Here is a 14,784-nt window from a genome sequence, read left to right on the forward strand (position 1 = left end):
CCATCACGCCGCATGCGAAGGGGGCTACGCGTCGCTGCGGATCGTCAGCGCATTCGCGCTTGAGGCGTCAGTCGTCGGCCTGCTGCCGTGCCATGCGCTCGCTCTTCCAGTAGACGTCGTCGCCTCCGTCCACGCGGTTGAGCACACGGGCCAGCACGAACATCAGGTCGCTCAGGCGGTTGAGGTATTGGCGCAGCGTGTCGTTGAGGGTTTCGTTCCCTCCGAGCGACACGACCGCGCGCTCCGCACGCCGCGCGATGGTGCGGCAGACGTGTGCCAGCGAAGCGGCGCGTGTGCCGGCCGGCAGGATGAATTCCGCCAGCCGGGGCAGCGTGGCGTTGTGCTCGGCCAGCGCGTTGTCGAGCTGAAGCAGCGCCTCGGCCTTCAGCAGCGTGTAGCCGGGCATCGACAGCTCGCCGCCCAGGTTGAAGAGCTGGTGCTGGATGTCCACCAGCAACTCCCGCACCTGTTCCGGCATCTGCTCGCACAGCAGCACGCCGATGTTCGAGTTGAGCTCGTCCACGTCACCCATTGCGTGCACGCGCAAATGGTCCTTGGGCACGCGCGTGTTGTCGCCCAGTCCCGTGGTGCCGTCGTCGCCGGTGCGGGTTGCGATTTGCGTGAGTCGGTTGCCCATGGCTTTCTCTGCCTGTGTTTGTCGGGCGGCCAGTGTGCCAGCAATCCAATGTCGGAGACTATTGCGCCTTGCGCGGCCCGCTCCGCAGGAAGATGACGATGACCTTTCCAGGAACATCGCGGAACCGGCTTTGCCGGGCCGCAGATGTTGCCCCCGGCAGGGGGTTGGAGGCTACACGAAGTGAGCAAGCCTGGGGGCGAGCTTGGCCCTCAATCGGGAATGACGGCGGTGGCTTCGATCTCGACCTTGGCGCGGTCTTCGATGAGGGCGCGCACTTCCACGGCGGTCATGGCGGCGTTGTAGCTGCCGATGATCTCGCGGAAGGCCTTGCCGATTTCGCGCCCTGCCGCCAAGTATTCGCGCTTGTCGGTCACGTACCACGTCATGCGCACGATGTGCTCGGGCTTGCCGCCCGCCACGCGCAGCACGTCCACGATGTTCTGCAACGCAAGCCGCGTCTGCTCGGCGAAGTCGTCGCTGTGGAACACGCCTTGCGCGTCCCAGCCGATCATGCCGGCGATGAACACCTGCTGGCCGCGCGCGGAAACGCCGTTGGAATAGCCCTTGGGTCTCGGCCAGCCTTCAGGAAGTAGCACTTGCATGGATGTCTCTCTTTCGTTGATCGTTCAATGGGCGGCGCCGGCAGCGGCGCGCCCGTGTTCCTTGATGAGGTCGCGGCCGATGATGAGCTGCTGCACCTCGGTGGCACCTTCGTAGATGCGCAGCGAGCGGATCTCGCGGTAAAGCCGCTCCACCGGCTGTTCGCTCACCACGCCCAGGCCGCCCCAGATCTGCACCGCGGCGTCGATGACTTGCTGTGCGCCTTCGGTGGCGGCCAGCTTGGCCATCGCGGCTTCGCGCGTCACGTTGCGGCCCTGGTCGCGCTGCCACGCGGCGCGGTAGACCAGCAAGGCCGATGAATCGATGGTGAGCGCCATCTGCGCCAGCTTGGCTTGCGTCAACTGGAAGTCGCCCAGCGTCTGGTTGAACATGCGGCGCGAGGTGGCGCGGTCCATGGCTTCGTCCATCGCCTTGCGCGCAAAGCCCAGCGAGGCGGCGGCCACCGAGGTGCGGAACACGTCCAGCGTGCGCATCGCCACCTTGAAGCCCTCGCCGGCCGCGCCCACGCGTTGCGTGAGTGGAATGCGGCAGTTGGTGAAGCGCAGGCGCGCCAGCGGATGCGGCGCGATCACGTTGATGCGCTCGGCGATCTCGAAGCCCGGCGTGTTCGCTTCCACGATGAACGCGGAAATACCGCGCGCGCCGGGTGCTTCACCCGTGCGTGCAAAGACGACGTAGAAGTCGGCGATGCCGCCGTTGGAAATCCACGTCTTCTCGCCGTTGAGGACGACGTGATCGCCGTCGACCTGCGCGCTGCACGCCATGGCGGCCACGTCAGAACCGGCTTCCGGCTCGGACAGCGCAAAGGCGCTGATCGCCTCGCCGCGTGCGACGCGGGTGAGGTAGCGCTCCTGCTGCTCCGGCGTGCCCGCGAGGCTGATGGCGCCCGAGCCCAGCCCCTGCATGGCAAAGGCGAAGTCGGCGAGGCCCGAATGGCGCGCCAGGGTTTCACGGATCAGGCAGATGGCGCGCGTGTCGATCGTGGCGCCGACGGCGTGGCGCAGCCAGCCGGCGTTGCCCAGCGAACGCACGAGCGCCTTGCATTCGGCGTCCACATCGGGGCCGTGTGCATGCGGGATGTTCTGCGTGGCCCACGCGTCGAGATCACGCGCCAGCGTGCGATGGCGGTCTTCGAAGAAGGGCCAGTCGAGGTATTGCGTGTCGCTCATGTCAGTTGCCCTCGAACTTCGGTTTTTGCTTGGCGACGAAGGCGTTGTACGCCCGCGAGAAGTCTTCCGTCAGCATGCACAGCGCCTGCGCCTGCGCTTCGGCTTCGATGGCCTGCTCGATGGTCATCGCCCATTCCTGATGCAGCATCGTCTTGGTGATGCCGTTCGCGAAGGTCGGGCCTTGTGCGAGATCTTGCGCCCACGCTTGCGCGTCGGCGAGCAATGCTTCGGGCGCGACGATGCGGTTGTAGAAGCCCCAGCGTTCGCCCTCTTCGCCGCCAAAGGCGCGGCCCGTGTAGAGCAGCTCGCTCGCACGGCCTTGGCCGATGATGCGCGGCAGCATCGCGCACGCGCCCATGTCGCAGCCGGCCAGCCCGACGCGATTGAACAGAAAGGCCGTCTTGCTGCGCGCCGTGCCGACGCGCAGGTCGGAAGCCATGCTCACGATGGCACCCGCACCGGCACACACGCCATCGACCGCCGCGATGATCGGCTGCGGACACGCGCGCATCGCCTTGACGAGATCACCCGTCATGCGCGTGAACGCGAGCAGCTCGGGCGCCTTCAGGCGCACCAGCGGCCCGATGATTTCGTGCACGTCGCCACCCGAGCAGAAGTTGCCGCCCGCGCCGGTGACGACGATCGCCTTCACGTCGGTCGCGTACTTCAGGTGACCGAAGAAGTCGCGCAGCTCCGCGTACGAATCGAAGGTCAGCGGGTTCTTGCGCTCGGGGCGATTCAGCGTGATGGTCGCCACGCCGGCCTCCACCTCAAAGGCGAAGTGCGTCGCGCGGTAGTCGGCGGCCTTCTTGAAGTTGCCCGCAGCCAGCGCCGGGTCGACGCGTTCGATGTTGTCTGTGTTGCTCATCCGTTTTCCTGGGGGTTTTGATCCTGGCGAACCAGTTGCACGCGCAACTCGCCAAGGTGGGCATGGACCTGGTGCATGGCTTTTTCGTCCATGCTGGAGAAGAGTTCGAGAATCCAGCGCTCGTGTTCCTCGGCCATGGTTTCGAAGGCTTTGCGGCCCTTGGGCGTGAGCCGCACGATCCACGCGCGGCGGTCCGTCGGACTGCTTTCGCGCGAAACGAGTCCGTCGCGCGAGAGTTCGTCCGTCAGGCCCGTGACGTTGCCGCCCGTGACCATCAGGTACTTCGACAGCGCGCGCATCTTCATGCCGTCGCGGTGGCGATAGAGCTGCGCCATGTAGTCGAAGCGCGCGAGCGAGATGTCGAACTGTTCGCGCAGGCGGCGCCGGATTTCGGCTTCGATCTGCGTGGTGGTGGCGAGCATGCGCAGCCACAGCTTGAGGGCAGCGTGGTCGCCGCTGTTCGCGCGGCCTTCATGGCCGAGTTCCTGCGCTTCGCTCAGCAGTTCATGCGATGGATCGTTTCGCTTCATTCTTGCCTTTCCCTTGTGAGGCGTTCACACGCCGAGCGCGCGATTGGCTTGCTCGATGGCCGACACGCCGGCGCCTTGGGCAGCCGCCGCCTTCTCGCGCTCGAGGTTGCGTTCCAGCTGCATCTTCGCCGCGCGGTATTGCCTGGGCCAGCCGATATCCGGATAGCCGATCTTGGCCGATTCCATCAAGGTCCACGCCGGGTTCGCCAGATGCGGGCGCGCCACCGCGCACAGGTCCGCGCGACCCGCCGCGATGATGCTGTTGACGTGGTCCGCTTCGGAGATGGCGCCCACCGCGATGGTCGCGATGCCCGCCTCGTTGCGCACGCGGTCGGCAAAGGGCGTCTGGAACATGCGGCCGAACACCGGCTGTTCCTTCTTGCTCACCTGCCCCGACGAGCAGTCGATGAGGTCGGCGCCGGCTTCCTTGAAGATGCGCGCGATGGCCACGGCGTCGTCCGGCGTGATGCCGCCTTCGACCCAGTCATGCGCCGAGATGCGCACCGACATGGGCAGGTGCTGCGGCCACGCTTCACGCACCGCGTGGAACACCTCCAGCGGGTAGCGCAGGCGGTTCTCCAGCGAGCCGCCGTATTCGTCGGTGCGGTGGTTGGTCAGCGGCGAGATGAAGGACGACAGCAAGTAGCCGTGCGCGCAATGCAATTCCAGCCAGTCGAAGCCAGCTTCGACCGCGTACTTCGTGGAGCGCACGAAGTCGTCGCGCACGCGGACCATGTCGTCGCGCGTCATGGCGTGCGACCAGTCGCTTACGCCGTCCAGGTACTGCTGCGGCGAGGCGGAGATGAGCGGCCAGTTGTCCAGTTCCAGCGGCTGGTCGATGCCCTCCCACGCCACGCGCGTGGAACCCTTGGCGCCGGCGTGGCCGAGCTGGATGCCGATCTTTGCGTCGGTCTGCTCGTGCACGAAGCCGACGATGCGCTTCCAGCCGTCGCGCTGTTCCACGTTCCACAAGCCGGGGCAGCCGGGGGTAATGCGCGCGTCGGGCGAGGTGCAGGTCATCTCGACCATGACGAGGCCGGCGCCGCCCATGGCGCGTGCGCCGAGGTGCACCAGGTGGTAGTCGGCGGGCATGCCGTCCTCGCAGGAGTACTGCGCCATCGGCGAGACCACCACGCGATTCTTGAGTGTGACGTCGCGCACCTTGAAGGGCGTGAACATGGGCGGCACGGCTTGCCGCGCGACGCGGCGTTCGATGCCGGCGCGCTCCGCCATCCAGTCTTCGAAGTTCTCGACATAGCCCTTGTCGCGGAGCCGCAGGTTCTCGTGGCTGATGCGCTGGCTGCGCGTGAGCAGCGAGTAGGCGAATTGCTCGGGCGGCAGGTTCACGTAGCGGTCGACGTGCTCGAACCATTCGGTCGAATTGCGCGCCGCGTTCTGGATGCGCAGCACTTCGACACTGCGCACTTCTTCGTAGTGGCGCAGCGCTTCGGCGATGTCGTCGGGCGTGCGCTCGATGCAGCGCGCGAGTTCGATGGCGTCTTCCAGCGCGAGCTTGGTGCCCGAGCCGATCGAGAAGTGCGCCGTGTGCGCCGCGTCACCCATGAGCACGACCGGCGCGCGGCCGTTGTGGTGCACCCAGTGCTTGCACACGACGCGCGGGAAGCGGATCCACTGCGCAGACCCACGCAGGTGCGAGGCATTGGAGATGAGCTTGTGGCCGTCCAGGTAGCGCGCGAAGAGCTTCTCGCAGAAGGCGATGGCCTCTTCCTTTTCCATCTTGTCCAGGCCCGCCTTTTCCCACACGGCTTGCGGCGTCTCGACGATGAAGGTCGAGGTGTTGTCGTCGAAGCGGTAGGCATGCGCCTGGAACCAGCCGTGCTCCGTCTCTTCGAAGGCGAAAGTGAAGGCTTCGAAAAGCTTGTTGGTGCCGAGCCAGACGAAACGGCAGTCGCGCAGGTCGATGTCGGGCTGGTAGGTGGCGGCGTACTTGGTGCGGATGCGGCTGTTCAGGCCGTCGCTCGCGATGATCAGGTCCGCGTCGGCGTAGGTGGTGTCGTCCTGCACGTCGGTTTCGAACACCAGCTTGACGCCCACGTCCTCGCAACGCTGTTGCAGGATGTTGAGCAGCCGCTTGCGGCCGATGCCGCAAAAGCCGTGGCCGCCCGAAGTCATCTTGTTGCCGCGGATGTTCACCTCGATGTCGTCCCAGTGGCTGAAGGCGTCCAGGATCTGCGACGCGCTGACGGGGTCGGCCTTCTGCAGGTTGCCGAGCGTCTGGTCGGAAAACACCACGCCCCAGCCGAAGGTGTCGTAGGGCTTGTTGCGCTCCACCACCGTGATCTGGTGCGACGGATTCTGCTGCTTCATGAGCAGTGCAAAGTAGAGGCCGGCAGGGCCGCCGCCGATGCAAACGATGTTCATCAAGTCTCCAGAGGTGCATCCGCGGGGGTGCGACATTCGCTGGTCGCCACGGAAGGTTAGCAATAAATGATTGAGTTCTAAACTATTCTAACGCCGATCTATTTTTGGAGGCAAGCCCGAAGATGGCAAAAGGGTTTCACGGGGCAACACGCGCAGTCATGCGTTCGTAGAATGAACGATTGCGCCGGGCTGACCGGCGCCTCAGGAGACCGCCTCATGAACGCCCCCACTGCTGCCGCCCACCTGGTGCCGGAGTTTCATCAACGCGAGGTGCCGCAGGCGCTGATCGACGCGCTCAAGGCCCGCTTCGGCGACCGCTGCAGCACCGCCATGGCCGTGCGCACGCAGCACGGGCGTGACGAGTCTTCCTTCGACGTGCCGCCGCCCGCGGCGGTGGTCTTTGCGGAAAGCACGCAAGACGTCGCCGATGCGGTCAAGCTGGCCAGTGACCACAGCGTGCCGGTCATCCCCTTTGCCGTCGGCTCCTCGCTCGAAGGCCATCTGCTCGCGGTGCAGGGCGGCATCAGCATCGACCTGATGCGCATGAACAAGGTGCTGTCGGTCAACGCGGACGACCTCACCGTGACGGTGCAGCCGGGCGTGACGCGCAAGCAGCTCAACGAGGAGATCAAGAGCACCGGCCTGTTCTTTCCCATCGACCCCGGTGCGGACGCGTCGCTTGGCGGCATGGTGGCGACGCGCGCCAGCGGCACGAACGCGGTGCGCTACGGCACGATGCGCGAAAACACACTGGCGCTGGAAGTGGTCACGGCCGCCGGCGAAGTCATCCGCACGGGCACGCGCGCCAAGAAGTCATCGGCCGGCTATGACCTGACGCGCCTGTTCGTGGGCAGCGAAGGCACGCTGGGCGTCGTCACCGAGGTCACGCTGCGCATCTATCCGCTGCCGGAAGCGGTGTCCGCGGCCATCTGCTCGTTTCCGAGCATCGAGGCGGCCGTGCGCACGACCATCGAGATCATCCAGTTGGGCGTGCCGATTGCGCGCGTCGAACTCATCGACGAGAACACCGTGCGCATGGTGAACGCCTACGCCAAGCTGGGCCTGCGCGAAGAACCCATGCTGCTGATGGAGTTCCACGGCTCGCCCGCCGGCGTGAAGGAGCAGGCCGAGACAGTGCAAGAACTGGCCAGCGGGCATGGCGGCAATGCCTTCGAATGGGCAAGCACGCCGGAAGAACGCACGCGGCTCTGGACGGCGCGGCACAACTCCTATTTCGCCGCAGTGCAATCGCGCCCCGGCTGCCGCGTGATCTCGACGGACACTTGCGTGCCGATTTCACGGCTGGCCGATTGCCTCCTGGAATCGGTCGCGGAAGCGGATGCGAGCGGCATCCCCTACTTCCTCGTGGGCCACGTGGGCGACGGCAATTTCCACTTCGGCTATCTGCTGGATCCGAACGCGCCGGAAGAACGCGTGACGGCCGAAAAGCTGAACCATGCGCTGGTCTCCAGGGCGTTGGCGCTGGAAGGCACCTGCACCGGCGAGCATGGCGTGGGGCTGCACAAGATGGACTTCCTCTTGACCGAGGCGGGCGTGGGTGCAGTGGAGATGATGCGGACGATCAAGCGGGCGCTGGATCCGAAGAACATCATGAATCCCGGCAAGATCTTCAGCTTGTAAGCGTCAGGCAATCCCCAACGACAAGAAGCCCGGTGCTCTGAATAGAGCCCCGGGCTTCTTGCTTTCCTGAGCGCGGTGCGAGTTATTTGGTGGTGTTGCTGCGCTTGGCTGCGCCGGGTGCCGAGGTTTGCGTGGGCGCCGAGCCGCCGTCCACGCCGAGCTTGCCGCCGCCGCCCAAGCCTTGGCCTTGCACCGTCTGCGCCTTGTAGTTGCGCAGCGAGCGGACCATCTGGTTGTACGAGTCCATGAAGGCGGCGGCGATCACCTTGCCTTGGGCCGTGTTCGTGTAGCCGCCGGCCCCGCCAGCCGCACTGCCGCCAAACACCGACCCGAAGGCGCCAAAGTCCACCTTGGAGGCGCTGCCCTCCGATGCCGCGACCTGGACGCCAGAACGGTTGTCGATGAGCGTCAGCATCGTGCTGGCCTCTTTTGTCTGCATGCTGCCGCCAACGGACGCCAGAACGCCGCTGTAGCGTCCGCCGACCAAACCGCCCAGCGCGCCACCCACGCCACCGGCATTGCTGTTGTTGAAGATGACCTCGGGCGACATGCCGTAGTCGGAGGCCACCATCTGGCCTGGCTGGAAATTGCTCCCGGCGCGCATTTCACCCGACTGGCTCAACGCTCGCTCGCGCGCCATGGCGTTCATGCCCGCGGCGCCACGCTCGACCACGACGAAGCAGTTGGACTGCTGGATCAACAGGCGCAACAGGGTCGAAGTGGGCGGCAAGCGGTATTCGTTGCGAAGGATGGTGTACCAGCCGGCATTCTGGTTCTCGACGAGCGACACGGTGCCCAGGGTCTGCGCACAATGTTCGAGCTGGGTGCTCGCGTTGTCCGTCGCGCTGCCTGCGGCGCTGCCGGTGGCCATGGTCTTGGCGCCGGCGCTGCCCATCTGCATGTCCGTGGTCTCGCAGCCGGCGAGAAGGAAGGATGCAGCCGTCGCGATGGCAGCGACGATCGGCAGCTTGGCCGCAACAGGGAAAGACATGATGGGTACCCCTCGCTCGTATGTGAACTTTTGCGTTATTCAACCAACGGTTCACATTAGACGCTGACTGTCCGCAGAAGCAATCTGCGGAAAGCAAGGGGTGAGCGCGCGCTCCGAGCTATGCCGTTCGACGGATGCGATCAATCACTCCGTTGAGTGCCTCGATCGAGCCGAAGTGAATGGCCAGTTCTCCGCTTTCTTCGATGCGGCCGTTTCGCTTGGTTTTCTTCTTCACGCGCACTTCGACTTCCGCCGTGAGGAGGTCGGCAAGTTCCTCCTCCACGCGCAGCAGGTCGCGCGACTTCTCACCCGCATTGCGCGCAGCGCGCGGCGACGCCTTGAGGCTGAACTCGGCGGAAAGCTTCTTGACCAGCGCTTCGGCTTCGCGCACCGATAGCTTCCTGGCGGCGATCTGGTTGGCGGCCGTGATCTGCGTGGCCTTGTCCAGCGACAGCAGCGCACGCGCATGCCCCATGTCGATGTCGCCCGCCATGAGCATGGCTTGCGCCGGCTCCGCCAGGTTGAGCAGGCGCAGCAGGTTGCTGGCCGCGCTGCGCGAGCGGCCCACGGCCTGCGCTGCCAACTCGTGCGTCAGTCCAAACTCGCTCACCAGTCGCTGCAAGCCTTGCGCTTCTTCCAGCGGGTTGAGGTCTTCGCGCTGGATGTTCTCGATGAGCGACATCGCTGCGGCCGACTCGTTCGGCACGTCGCGCACGAGCACGGGAACGCTGGCGAGGCCCGCCAGTCTGGCTGCCCGAAAGCGACGCTCGCCCGCGATGATTTCGAACTCCGCGTTCTTCGCCCGCGCCGATTCGGCATCGAGCCGGCGCACGAGGATCGGCTGCATGATGCCCTGGGCCTTGATGCTCTCGGCCAGTTCATACAGGGCGCCTTCGTCCATTCGCGTGCGCGGCTGGTAGACGCCGGCGACCATGCGGTCCAGCTCAAGGGTCGTCGGCTCCGGGGTGGGTGCGCCCTCCTCCGGCGCTTCAGCACCTGCGATGGCTGCCGGGCCCAACAACGCTTCGAGTCCGCGGCCAAGGCCCTTGGGTTTCTTCGTGACCATCTTGTTTTCAGTCTTTCTTCTGGAGTTCGTTCAGCAATGCGCGCCCTTGCGGCCAATCGCCCAAGCCGGATTCGCTGTTGAGGTGGCCGCGTGCGCCGGCGTCCATGAAGGCGGCGCCCCAGTCGGCCGCCATCTGGCGCGAGCGGGCGGCCTCGCAATAGGGATCGTTGTCCGCGGCGATGAGCAAGGACGGGAATGGCAGTGGCTTGCGCACGATGGGCGCCCAGCCGGGAATGAGTTCGCGAAGGTCTTCGCGCTCCACATCGCCCGGTGCGACCAGCAGTGCCGCGCGGACTTTGTGCGTGTTGCGTGAATGGGCGGCCCAGTTGGCCACGAGGATGCAACCCAGGCTGTGCGCCGCGAGAACGACCGGCTGCGTGGCGGCGAGCACCGCTTCTTCCAGCTGGGTGGACCAGTCGCCGCGAAGTGGGCGCATCCAGTCGTTCTGCTCGACGCGATGGTCGCCGTAGATCGCCTCCCAGCGGCTTTGCCAATGCGCGGGATCGCTGTTTTGCCAGCCTGGAAGCAGCAGGACTTGGGTGTCGCTCATGTGCTATGAAAACAATAGCGCGGCATGCAATGACGGCGCGCCTGCCGGCTCATTTTTGGGGTTCTTCGACAAAGGCCTGGGTGTCGCTGTGCGTGGGCACAGGGTCTGCAGGGTTGGCGACCGGCGGCGCCGACGGGGGCTCGGGCGCTACCGCGCCGGTGGCGCTGGCCGGCGGCATCTTCTGGACCATTTCCTGCGCGAAGGTCACGTAGGCCTGGCTGCCCTTGGCGGCCTGGTCGAACACCACGCCGGGCAAACCGTAGCTCGGCGCCTCCGCCAGGCGCACGTTGCGCGGGATGACCGTGTCGAACACCTTGTCGCCGAAATGCGCCTTGAGCTGGTCGCTCACCTGCTGTTGCAGCGTGATGCGCGGGTCGAACATGACGCGCAGCAGGCCGATGATCTGCAGGTTCTTGTTGAGGTTGGCGTGCACCTGCTTGATGGTGTTCACCAGGTCCGTCAGGCCTTCGAGCGCGAAGTACTCGCACTGCATCGGCACGATGACGCCGTGCGCGGCGCACAGTCCATTGAGGGTGAGCAGGCTCAGGCTCGGCGGGCAGTCGATGAGGACGAAGTCGTACTCGGCGCCGACAGTGGCGAGCGCGGTGCGCAGGCGCTTCTCGCGGCGGTCGAGCGCGACCATTTCCACCTCGGCGCCGGCCAGTTCGCGGTTGGCACCCAGCACGTCGTAGCCGCAACCGCCGTCCTCGAGCTTGTCAGCGCGGATGCGCGCTTCGGCCACCGAAGCGGATTCGAGCAGCACGTCGTACACCGTCAGCTCGAGTTGGCGCTTGTCGACACCGGAACCCATGGTCGCGTTGCCCTGCGGATCGAGGTCGATCATCAGGACGCGCTGGCCCAGCTTGGCCAAGCCGGCAGCCAGGTTGACGGTGGTCGTCGTCTTGCCGACACCGCCCTTTTGATTGGCAATACAGAAGATTCGGGCCATGCGCTGCTCAGTTCGAAATGGCCAGCTTGACGCCGAAGCCGATCAGGAAGACGCCGGCCAGCTTTTCCAGCGTGGCGGAAATCCTCGGATTGGCGCGGATGCGCTCGGCCAGAAAGTGCGTGAGCAGGACCATCGTGAGGGCATAGGCGAAGGTCAAAGCCGCGACAGTCAAGGCCATGACCGCGAATGTTTTCAGGCCTTGATGCTGGGCGGGGTCGATGAAGAGCGGGAAAAAGGCCATGTAAAACACAATCGCCTTGGGGTTGAGCAAGGTGATCAGGAAGGACTGGCGCACATATTGGCCCGGTCGAATGTTCAGGATGGGCGCGGCGCCCGGCTTGGCGCGCAGCATCTTGAAGCCCAGCCACGCGAGGTAAACGGCGCCTAGCCACTGCACCGCGTGAAAGGCCGCGGGATAGGTCGCCAAGACCGCGGCTACGCCAGCCACGGCAGCCCACATCAGGAACTGGTCGCCAAGGATCAGTCCAAGGGTTGCGGCCAATCCGCCCCAGATTCCACCTTTGCTGGTCGAGGTGATCAACGCCAGGTTGCCGGGACCCGGAATCGCGAGAAACAGGACGATGGCGGCGACGAATGCGCCGTAGTCAGCAATGCCGAACATGTGAAATCCGATGAATTGGGGAGAGATTCGAGTCTAAGCGAGGCACCTCTGCGCAGGAGGTGCTGCTTGCCCTCAATGGCGAATCAAGCGCCGGTTTTTCGCGCCCAAACGACGCATCGCTCGGCGTCGAGGCCTGGAACGGTCAGTTGTTCCACGTGAAACACTTCCACGCCAGTGGGCAATTGCGCCAACTCGTCCGCGGGTTGCTTGCCCTTCATGGCCATCCAGACGCCGTCGGCCAGCATGAGATGCGACGACAGATTGAAGAAATCCTGAAGCGACGCGAAGGCGCGCGAACTGATCACGTCATAGGTTCCGCCGATCGCTTCGACCCGCGAGTGCATGCCATTGAGGTTGGTGAGGCCCAGTTCGGCGGCCACTTGACGAATGAAGGCGGCCTTCTTTGCCACGGCATCCACGCAACTCACCGCGATGTCCGGCCGCATGATCGCGATGACAGCCCCCGGGAGTCCTGCCCCGGACCCCACATCCAGCAGCCTGATGGCAGCGGGCCGCTCGCGCTGCAACGGCGCGATGATCGACAGGCTGTCCAGCAGATGGTGGGAAAGAACGAGTTCTGGATCGCGCAACGCGGTCAGGTTGTAGACCTTGTTCCACTTCAGAATGAGCTCGCCATAGGCCAGCAGCTTGGCGCATTGGTCATCGGTCAGCGCCAGCCCGAGCGCCTCTGCCCCCTGTAGGAGTGCGGCTTCGCGCGCGGCGCTCATTCGGCCGTGGCTTCGGTTGTCGTGGCAGCCGGCGCAAATGCCCGATATCCGCCTTTGCGCAGATGAATCAGCAGGAGCGAAATGGCAGCGGGCGTCACACCGGAAATGCGCGAAGCCTGACCCAAGGTTTCCGGGCGATGCTTCGTCAGCTTTTGGCGAACCTCGAAGCTGAGCGCCGCAACTTGGGAATAGTCCAGTTCGGCAGGCAACTTGAGATTCTCGAAATGCGCGGAACGTTCGACTTCGTCTTGCTGGCGATGGATGTAGCCCGAGTACTTGGCGGCTATTTCGAGCTGCTCAATCTCGACCTCGCCGAGCGCCGCGCCTTCCCCGGCAACGTACTTTCCGCCGTCCAGCGACATCAGGGCGGCATAGCTCACGTCCGGACGGCGCAGCAAATCAGCGAGGTTGTATTCGCGTTCAATCGCTTTGCCCAATACTCGCTCCGACTCGCTTGCCGGCAGGTTGCGTGGATTTACCCAGATGGATTTGAGGCGCTGTGTTTCACGTGAAACAGCGTCGCGCTTGCGCGAGAAGGCGTCCCAGCGCGCATCGTCGACCAAGCCCATCTTGCGACCGGCTTCCGTCAGCCGCATGTCGGCGTTGTCTTCTCGCAGCTGCAGTCGAAACTCCGCGCGGCTGGTGAACATGCGGTAAGGCTCGGTCACACCCTTGGTGATCAGGTCGTCCACCAACACACCCAGATAGGCTTCGTCCCGACGCGGCAGCCACGGCGATTCGCCACGACATTGCAGCGCAGCATTGATGCCGGCGAACAGGCCTTGTGCCGCCGCCTCTTCATAACCCGTCGTTCCGTTGATCTGCCCGGCAAAGAACAAACCGTTGATAGCGCGCGTTTCGAAGCTGCTGTGCAGCGCCCGGGGATCAAAGTAGTCGTATTCGATGGCATACCCCGGCCGCAGGATGTGCGCGTTCTCCAAGCCGGCCATCGATCGCACCAGCTTGTACTGGATGTCAAAGGGCAAGCTGGTCGAGATCCCGTTCGGGTAGTACTCGTTGGTCGTCAGGCCCTCGGGCTCCAGGAAGATCTGGTGACTGTCCTTGTCCGCAAAGCGGTTGATCTTGTCTTCGACGCTCGGGCAGTAGCGAGGGCCCACGCCGTCGATCTTGCCGGTGAACATCGGGCTGCGGTCGAAGCCGGAGCGGATGATGTCGTGCGTCTGCGCGTTGGTGTGCGTAATCCAGCAGGGCATCTGCTGCGGGTGCATGTCCGCGCGGCCCATGAAGCTGAACACCGGCATCGACGCCGTCGCCCCACCCGGCATGCCGTCCCCCGGCTGCTCCGTGCACTTCGAGAAATCGATGGTGCGGCCGTCCAGGCGCGGCGGCGTGCCGGTCTTCAGGCGGCCCTGCGGCAGCTTCAGCTCCTTCAGGCGCGCCGACAGGCTGACCGCGGGCGGATCCCCGGCGCGGCCGGCCTGGTAGTTGTCCAGCCCGACGTGAATGCGGCCATCCAGGAAAGTGCCGGCCGTCAGCACCACCGTACGCGCGCGGAAGGCGATGCCCACCTGCGTCACCGCGCCGACCACCCGGTCGCCCTCCACCATCAGGTCGTCCACCGCTTGCTGGAACAGCCAGAGATTGGGTTGGTTCTCAAGACGCCGGCGAATCGCGGCCTTGTACAAGATGCGGTCGGCCTGCGCACGCGTCGCTCGCACGGCCGGGCCCTTGCTGGAATTGAGCACCCGAAACTGAATGCCCGCCTCGTCCGTCGCAATGGCCATCGCACCGCCGAGTGCATCGACCTCCTTCACCAAGTGCCCCTTGCCGATCCCGCCGATCGACGGGTTGCAACTCATCTGACCGAGGGTCTCGATGTTGTGGGAAAGCAGGAGCGTGCGAACGCCCATGCGGGCAGCGGCCAACGCGGCTTCAGTGCCGGCATGGCCACCGCCAACGACGATGACATCGAATTCTTCGGGATACAGCATTTGGGAGGGCGCAAATTCGCTTGCGCTGCGGGACGGGGGGAACCCACGATTTTAATCGTCCGCGGGTTTTGACGCACC

14 protein-coding genes are annotated in these 14,784 nt (G+C 65.0%); 1 reads left to right on the plus strand and 13 read right to left on the minus strand.

The genetic code is table 11. From position 1 onward, the window contains the following. Positions 1-67: 67 nt before the first annotated feature. The 6 genes from QTI66_RS05925 to QTI66_RS05950 all read right to left on the minus strand — a co-directional run bounded on the left by QTI66_RS05925 (position 68) and on the right by QTI66_RS05950 (position 6,207). Positions 68-637 carry a cob(I)yrinic acid a,c-diamide adenosyltransferase gene (locus tag QTI66_RS05925; RefSeq protein ID WP_286558121.1) on the minus strand — a complete coding sequence of 190 codons (570 nt, stop codon included), beginning with the start codon at positions 635-637 and terminating at the stop codon, positions 68-70. Positions 638-846: 209 nt separating this feature from the next. Further along, positions 847-1,239: a RidA family protein gene (locus QTI66_RS05930; protein ID WP_286558123.1), complete on the minus strand. Its 393-nt coding sequence runs from the start codon at positions 1,237-1,239 to the stop codon at positions 847-849. Between the two features lie 24 nt (positions 1,240-1,263). After that, positions 1,264-2,427, minus strand: coding sequence for an acyl-CoA dehydrogenase family protein (locus tag QTI66_RS05935; RefSeq protein ID WP_286558124.1), 1,164 nt, complete (start codon positions 2,425-2,427; stop codon positions 1,264-1,266). Position 2,428: 1 nt separating this feature from the next. Further along, positions 2,429-3,295 (minus strand): enoyl-CoA hydratase family protein, encoded by an 867-nt coding sequence (locus QTI66_RS05940; RefSeq protein WP_286558125.1) that lies wholly within the window; start codon positions 3,293-3,295, stop codon positions 2,429-2,431. Continuing rightward, positions 3,292-3,825, minus strand: a complete 534-nt coding sequence (locus QTI66_RS05945; protein WP_286558126.1) for a MarR family winged helix-turn-helix transcriptional regulator — start codon at positions 3,823-3,825, stop codon at positions 3,292-3,294. Before QTI66_RS05945 ends, QTI66_RS05940 begins: the two co-directional genes overlap by 4 nt. A gap of 24 nt (positions 3,826-3,849) precedes the next feature. After that, positions 3,850-6,207: a bifunctional salicylyl-CoA 5-hydroxylase/oxidoreductase gene (locus QTI66_RS05950; protein ID WP_286558128.1), complete on the minus strand. Its 2,358-nt coding sequence runs from the start codon at positions 6,205-6,207 to the stop codon at positions 3,850-3,852. Positions 6,208-6,423: 216 nt separating this feature from the next. Between QTI66_RS05950 and QTI66_RS05955 the strand changes: the two genes are divergently transcribed. Next, complete coding sequence (locus tag QTI66_RS05955; RefSeq protein WP_286558130.1) at positions 6,424-7,848, plus strand: FAD-binding oxidoreductase; 1,425 nt, start codon at positions 6,424-6,426, stop codon at positions 7,846-7,848. An 82-nt stretch (positions 7,849-7,930) separates the two neighbouring features. Here the strand turns inward: QTI66_RS05955 and QTI66_RS05960 are convergent, their stop codons facing one another. The 7 genes from QTI66_RS05960 to mnmG all read right to left on the minus strand — a co-directional run bounded on the left by QTI66_RS05960 (position 7,931) and on the right by mnmG (position 14,706). Next, the gene (locus QTI66_RS05960) at positions 7,931-8,839 is read right to left on the minus strand and encodes a CsgG/HfaB family protein (RefSeq protein WP_286558133.1); all 909 of its coding nucleotides are present in this window, start codon (positions 8,837-8,839) and stop codon (positions 7,931-7,933) included. A 118-nt stretch (positions 8,840-8,957) separates the two neighbouring features. Continuing rightward, positions 8,958-9,905 (minus strand): ParB/RepB/Spo0J family partition protein, encoded by a 948-nt coding sequence (locus tag QTI66_RS05965; RefSeq protein ID WP_286558135.1) that lies wholly within the window; start codon positions 9,903-9,905, stop codon positions 8,958-8,960. 7 nt (positions 9,906-9,912) lie between these two features. Then, positions 9,913-10,455 carry an RBBP9/YdeN family alpha/beta hydrolase gene (locus QTI66_RS05970; RefSeq protein ID WP_286558137.1) on the minus strand — a complete coding sequence of 181 codons (543 nt, stop codon included), beginning with the start codon at positions 10,453-10,455 and terminating at the stop codon, positions 9,913-9,915. Between the two features lie 49 nt (positions 10,456-10,504). Continuing rightward, the gene (locus QTI66_RS05975; RefSeq protein WP_286558138.1) at positions 10,505-11,404 is read right to left on the minus strand and encodes a ParA family protein; all 900 of its coding nucleotides are present in this window, start codon (positions 11,402-11,404) and stop codon (positions 10,505-10,507) included. A gap of 7 nt (positions 11,405-11,411) precedes the next feature. Next, positions 11,412-12,026 carry a LysE family transporter gene (locus QTI66_RS05980; RefSeq protein ID WP_286558139.1) on the minus strand — a complete coding sequence of 205 codons (615 nt, stop codon included), beginning with the start codon at positions 12,024-12,026 and terminating at the stop codon, positions 11,412-11,414. A gap of 83 nt (positions 12,027-12,109) precedes the next feature. Further along, positions 12,110-12,754, minus strand: coding sequence for a 16S rRNA (guanine(527)-N(7))-methyltransferase RsmG (rsmG, locus tag QTI66_RS05985; protein ID WP_286558140.1), 645 nt, complete (start codon positions 12,752-12,754; stop codon positions 12,110-12,112). After that, a complete protein-coding gene (gene mnmG, locus QTI66_RS05990; protein ID WP_286558141.1) occupies positions 12,751-14,706 on the minus strand; it encodes a tRNA uridine-5-carboxymethylaminomethyl(34) synthesis enzyme MnmG in 1,956 nt (651 codons plus the stop codon). The genes rsmG and mnmG overlap by 4 nt, the downstream gene beginning before the upstream one ends. Positions 14,707-14,784 lie beyond the last annotated feature (78 nt).

Origin of the sequence: Variovorax brevis (assembly GCF_030317105.1) — a bacterium.
Lineage (GTDB): Bacteria > Pseudomonadota > Gammaproteobacteria > Burkholderiales > Burkholderiaceae_C > Variovorax > Variovorax brevis.

Excerpts from the sequence above, each read along its gene's own strand:
- QTI66_RS05935 (WP_286558124.1), bottom strand. The coding sequence starts at position 2,427 with ATGAGCGACACGCAATACCTCGACTGGCCCTTCTTCGAAGACCGCCAT.
- QTI66_RS05925 (WP_286558121.1), bottom strand. The coding sequence starts at position 637 with ATGGGCAACCGACTCACGCAAATCGCAACCCGCACCGGCGACGACGGC.
- QTI66_RS05950 (WP_286558128.1), bottom strand. The coding sequence starts at position 6,207 with ATGAACATCGTTTGCATCGGCGGCGGCCCTGCCGGCCTCTACTTTGCA.
- QTI66_RS05930 (WP_286558123.1), bottom strand. The coding sequence starts at position 1,239 with ATGCAAGTGCTACTTCCTGAAGGCTGGCCGAGACCCAAGGGCTATTCC.
- rsmG (WP_286558140.1), bottom strand. The coding sequence starts at position 12,754 with ATGAGCGCCGCGCGCGAAGCCGCACTCCTACAGGGGGCAGAGGCGCTC.
- QTI66_RS05975 (WP_286558138.1), bottom strand. The coding sequence starts at position 11,404 with ATGGCCCGAATCTTCTGTATTGCCAATCAAAAGGGCGGTGTCGGCAAG.
- QTI66_RS05980 (WP_286558139.1), bottom strand. The coding sequence starts at position 12,026 with ATGTTCGGCATTGCTGACTACGGCGCATTCGTCGCCGCCATCGTCCTG.
- mnmG (WP_286558141.1), bottom strand. The coding sequence starts at position 14,706 with ATGCTGTATCCCGAAGAATTCGATGTCATCGTCGTTGGCGGTGGCCAT.
- QTI66_RS05970 (WP_286558137.1), bottom strand. The coding sequence starts at position 10,455 with ATGAGCGACACCCAAGTCCTGCTGCTTCCAGGCTGGCAAAACAGCGAT.
- QTI66_RS05940 (WP_286558125.1), bottom strand. The coding sequence starts at position 3,295 with ATGAGCAACACAGACAACATCGAACGCGTCGACCCGGCGCTGGCTGCG.
- QTI66_RS05960 (WP_286558133.1), bottom strand. The coding sequence starts at position 8,839 with ATGTCTTTCCCTGTTGCGGCCAAGCTGCCGATCGTCGCTGCCATCGCG.
- QTI66_RS05955 (WP_286558130.1), top strand. The coding sequence starts at position 6,424 with ATGAACGCCCCCACTGCTGCCGCCCACCTGGTGCCGGAGTTTCATCAA.
- QTI66_RS05965 (WP_286558135.1), bottom strand. The coding sequence starts at position 9,905 with ATGGTCACGAAGAAACCCAAGGGCCTTGGCCGCGGACTCGAAGCGTTG.
- QTI66_RS05945 (WP_286558126.1), bottom strand. The coding sequence starts at position 3,825 with ATGAAGCGAAACGATCCATCGCATGAACTGCTGAGCGAAGCGCAGGAA.